This window comes from uncultured Aggregatibacter sp., assembly GCF_901873365.1.
Lineage (GTDB): Bacteria > Pseudomonadota > Gammaproteobacteria > Enterobacterales > Pasteurellaceae > Aggregatibacter.
The window spans coordinates 1-2765 of sequence record NZ_CABFLM010000116.1 but is presented as its reverse complement, the minus strand read 5'-3'; the positions used below and the strand labels follow the sequence as shown (position 1 = coordinate 2765).

The following is a 2765-nucleotide window of genomic DNA, read 5'->3' as shown; positions in this document are numbered from 1 at the left end:
GGAGCGGGAAACGAGGCTCGAACTCGCGACCCCGACCTTGGCAAGGTCGTGCTCTACCAACTGAGCTATTCCCGCATAATTATCTAGCAACGCTAAACAACGTGGCGCATTTTACGCATTTATGAATGGGAGTCAAATGAAATTTCTAAAATTTAAATCAACTGCTTAAAAAAAACTCAATTCATGCTGTTTATGAAATAAAGACACAATTTTTATGACTTCTTTTAGGTGATCTTTGTTAAATGACATTATCCTTAACATTTTTATGAATTTAATTCATAAAAATAATAAAATATTTAAAATTGACACATATGCGCTTTCCGTTTAACTTACGGAAGTAGTATTCTTGGCTATAAATAAGGGATTTTTATGAGTTATGCAAAAGAAATTGATAATTTAAACCAGCATTTAGCGAGTTTGGATGGCAAGATTAACGTTTCCTTTGAATTTTTTCCGCCAAAAAATGAAAAGATGGAAAATCTTCTGTGGGAATCGATTCATCGTTTAAAAGTGCTAAAACCTAAGTTTGTCTCCGTTACTTACGGTGCAAACTCCGGTGAACGGGATCGTACTCACAGTGTTGTTAAAAATATTAAACAGCAGACAGGGTTAGAGGCTGCGCCTCATTTAACCGGTATTGATGCCACACCCGATGAGTTACGCGCCATTGCCAAGGATTATTGGGATAATGGCATTCGTCGCATTGTTGCATTACGCGGCGATATCCCTCCAGGTTATAACAAGCCGCCTTTCTATGCCTCAGATTTAGTGGCGTTATTACGTTCCGTTGCCGATTTTGACATTTCCGTTGCGGCATATCCGGAAGTGCATCCGGAGGCGAAATCAGCACAAGCTGACCTGATCAACTTAAAAAGAAAGATTGATGCCGGCGCAAACCATGTGATTACGCAATTTTTCTTTGATATAGACAGTTATTTACGTTTCCGAGACCGCTGTGCTTCTATTGGTATTGATACGGAAATTGTGCCGGGCATTTTGCCGGTAACGAATTTTAAACAGTTACAAAAAATGGCATCTGTCACAAACGTTAAAATTCCGGCTTGGATGGCAAAAATGTATGATGGCTTGGATGAGGATCAAACCACGCGCAATCTCGTTGCCGCCAGCATTGCCATTGATATGGTACGTGTGCTATCTCGTGAAGGCGTGAACGATTTCCACTTCTACACATTAAACCGCAGTGAATTAACTTACGCCATTTGCCATCTTTTAGGCGTTCGGGCAAGTCTTTAAGTCTCCTTAAATAAGGCGCCGCAGTTAAGTGGCGCTTTTACTTTCCATTTCTCGCAATTTAAAGGGTTTTCAGTACATTTAATAACGCATCGCCAAAAGGTTTTCGCCAACCTTGTAATAACTCTGGGAGATCCTCTTTGGTGGCGTTTAACCAATGCCATTTCATTAAATTTTCTAAGCTACGCCGGCTTGCAATTAACTCTTGCGGTAAGTTTTTAGGGGTAATTTCCCTGAGTTTCTGTTGCAAGGCTTTCAGTGCCGTTTTATAGCGCGGATCATCGGTTAATCGTTGAATCATTGGAGGATAATCCTTGGGAGCGATACGCTTAACCTGTTCAAGCAACTGTAAGAGTTTTTTACCATGAATTCGCACTTCTGACGTGCTCAACCCGAGTTCTAACAATGCTGAGGTGTTTTTCGGATTATATTTTGCCACCGCCCATAAATTTTCTGAACGCACCACGAAATTTAACGCAAAATCCCGTTTCATGGCTTCTTGCATACGCCATTTGGCGAGAATTTTTAATCGCATTAATTCCAATGAATTGAGCTTCCAGGCATTTGGAATCGAAAAATAAGCGGTGTCAGGATCTTTCCCGGAGTGTGCACGTTTATTGAGCAAAAATTCACATTCATTTTTGACCGCACTTTGCCACTCGGTTTGTGCCAGTTGGGCTTGCATTTGTTGATATAACGGCAACAAATACCATACATCTGCTGCTGCATAGCGCAATTGCGTGTCTGATAACGGACGAGCCAACCAATCGGTGCGGGAAGCACCTTTATCAATTTCAATTTGGAAATACTGTTGCACTAATGTGGCAAATCCCGGTGAATTCGCAAAGCCTAAAAAATTGGCCATTACTTGAGTATCACACATCGGTTGGGGGAGTTGTTGGAAAGTGTGTTGAAAAACTTCCAGATCTTCCCCGCAGGCATGTAACACTTTGGTCACCCGGTCATCGGCAAGTAAGGCAATGAAAGGGGAAAAATCTTGAATCGTTGTTGGGTCGATGAGTGCTACCTCATCACCAGCGTAAAGCTGAACTAGACCAAGCTGAGGGTAAAGGGTTCGGGTGCGAACAAATTCAGTGTCTAAAGCCACCGCACTTTGCTGTCGAGCGAATGCGCAAACTTCTGCCAAGGCGCTATCTTCGGTAATGAGTTTAAAGTGCGGTGGATTTTGGCATTCTTTGGGTTGAGATATCATATGTCTATTCGATTATAAAGTCAGAGTTAAGCAATTTTAGCATGTCGAGAAAAATTCGGGCGGGCACCTTAGCGTGGAATTTATGTCAGGTCAACTTTTCTTTTTGTATAAAAGGTAGCCAATGCTGCCGTGGTGTAATCATGAGAATGCGGTATGTTATGGGCAAATCAACCACGTCATTTCTAAAATGTGATCTCGATCTAATTTTATTTTAGGCGTATAATGCGACGCAGTTTTTTTATGTGATGATGAAGACATCGCACATATTAATAAAAATTTTATAATACAAATAGTTACGGAG

General features: G+C 41.2%; 2 protein-coding genes and 1 tRNA gene. 1 reads left to right on the top strand and 2 read right to left on the bottom strand.

What is annotated here, in order from left to right; translation table 11 throughout:
- Positions 1-2 precede the first annotated feature (2 nt).
- Positions 3-75: transfer RNA gene (locus QZ106_RS09740), tRNA-Gly, on the bottom strand.
- A 294-nt stretch (positions 76-369) separates the two neighbouring features.
- On the opposite strand from QZ106_RS09740, the gene metF reads away from it, so the two are divergent.
- The gene (metF, locus tag QZ106_RS09735; RefSeq protein ID WP_295976630.1) at positions 370-1254 is read left to right on the top strand and encodes a methylenetetrahydrofolate reductase; all 885 of its coding nucleotides are present in this window, start codon (positions 370-372) and stop codon (positions 1252-1254) included.
- Positions 1255-1312: 58 nt separating this feature from the next.
- Here metF and rnd read toward each other — a convergent pair whose 3' ends face one another.
- Positions 1313-2464 carry a ribonuclease D gene (gene rnd, locus QZ106_RS09730; protein ID WP_295976629.1) on the bottom strand — a complete coding sequence of 384 codons (1152 nt, stop codon included), beginning with the start codon at positions 2462-2464 and terminating at the stop codon, positions 1313-1315.
- Positions 2465-2765: the final 301 nt, after the last annotated feature.

Excerpts from the sequence above, each read along its gene's own strand:
- metF (WP_295976630.1), top strand. The coding sequence starts at position 370 with ATGAGTTATGCAAAAGAAATTGATAATTTAAACCAGCATTTAGCGAGT.
- rnd (WP_295976629.1), bottom strand. The coding sequence starts at position 2,464 with ATGATATCTCAACCCAAAGAATGCCAAAATCCACCGCACTTTAAACTC.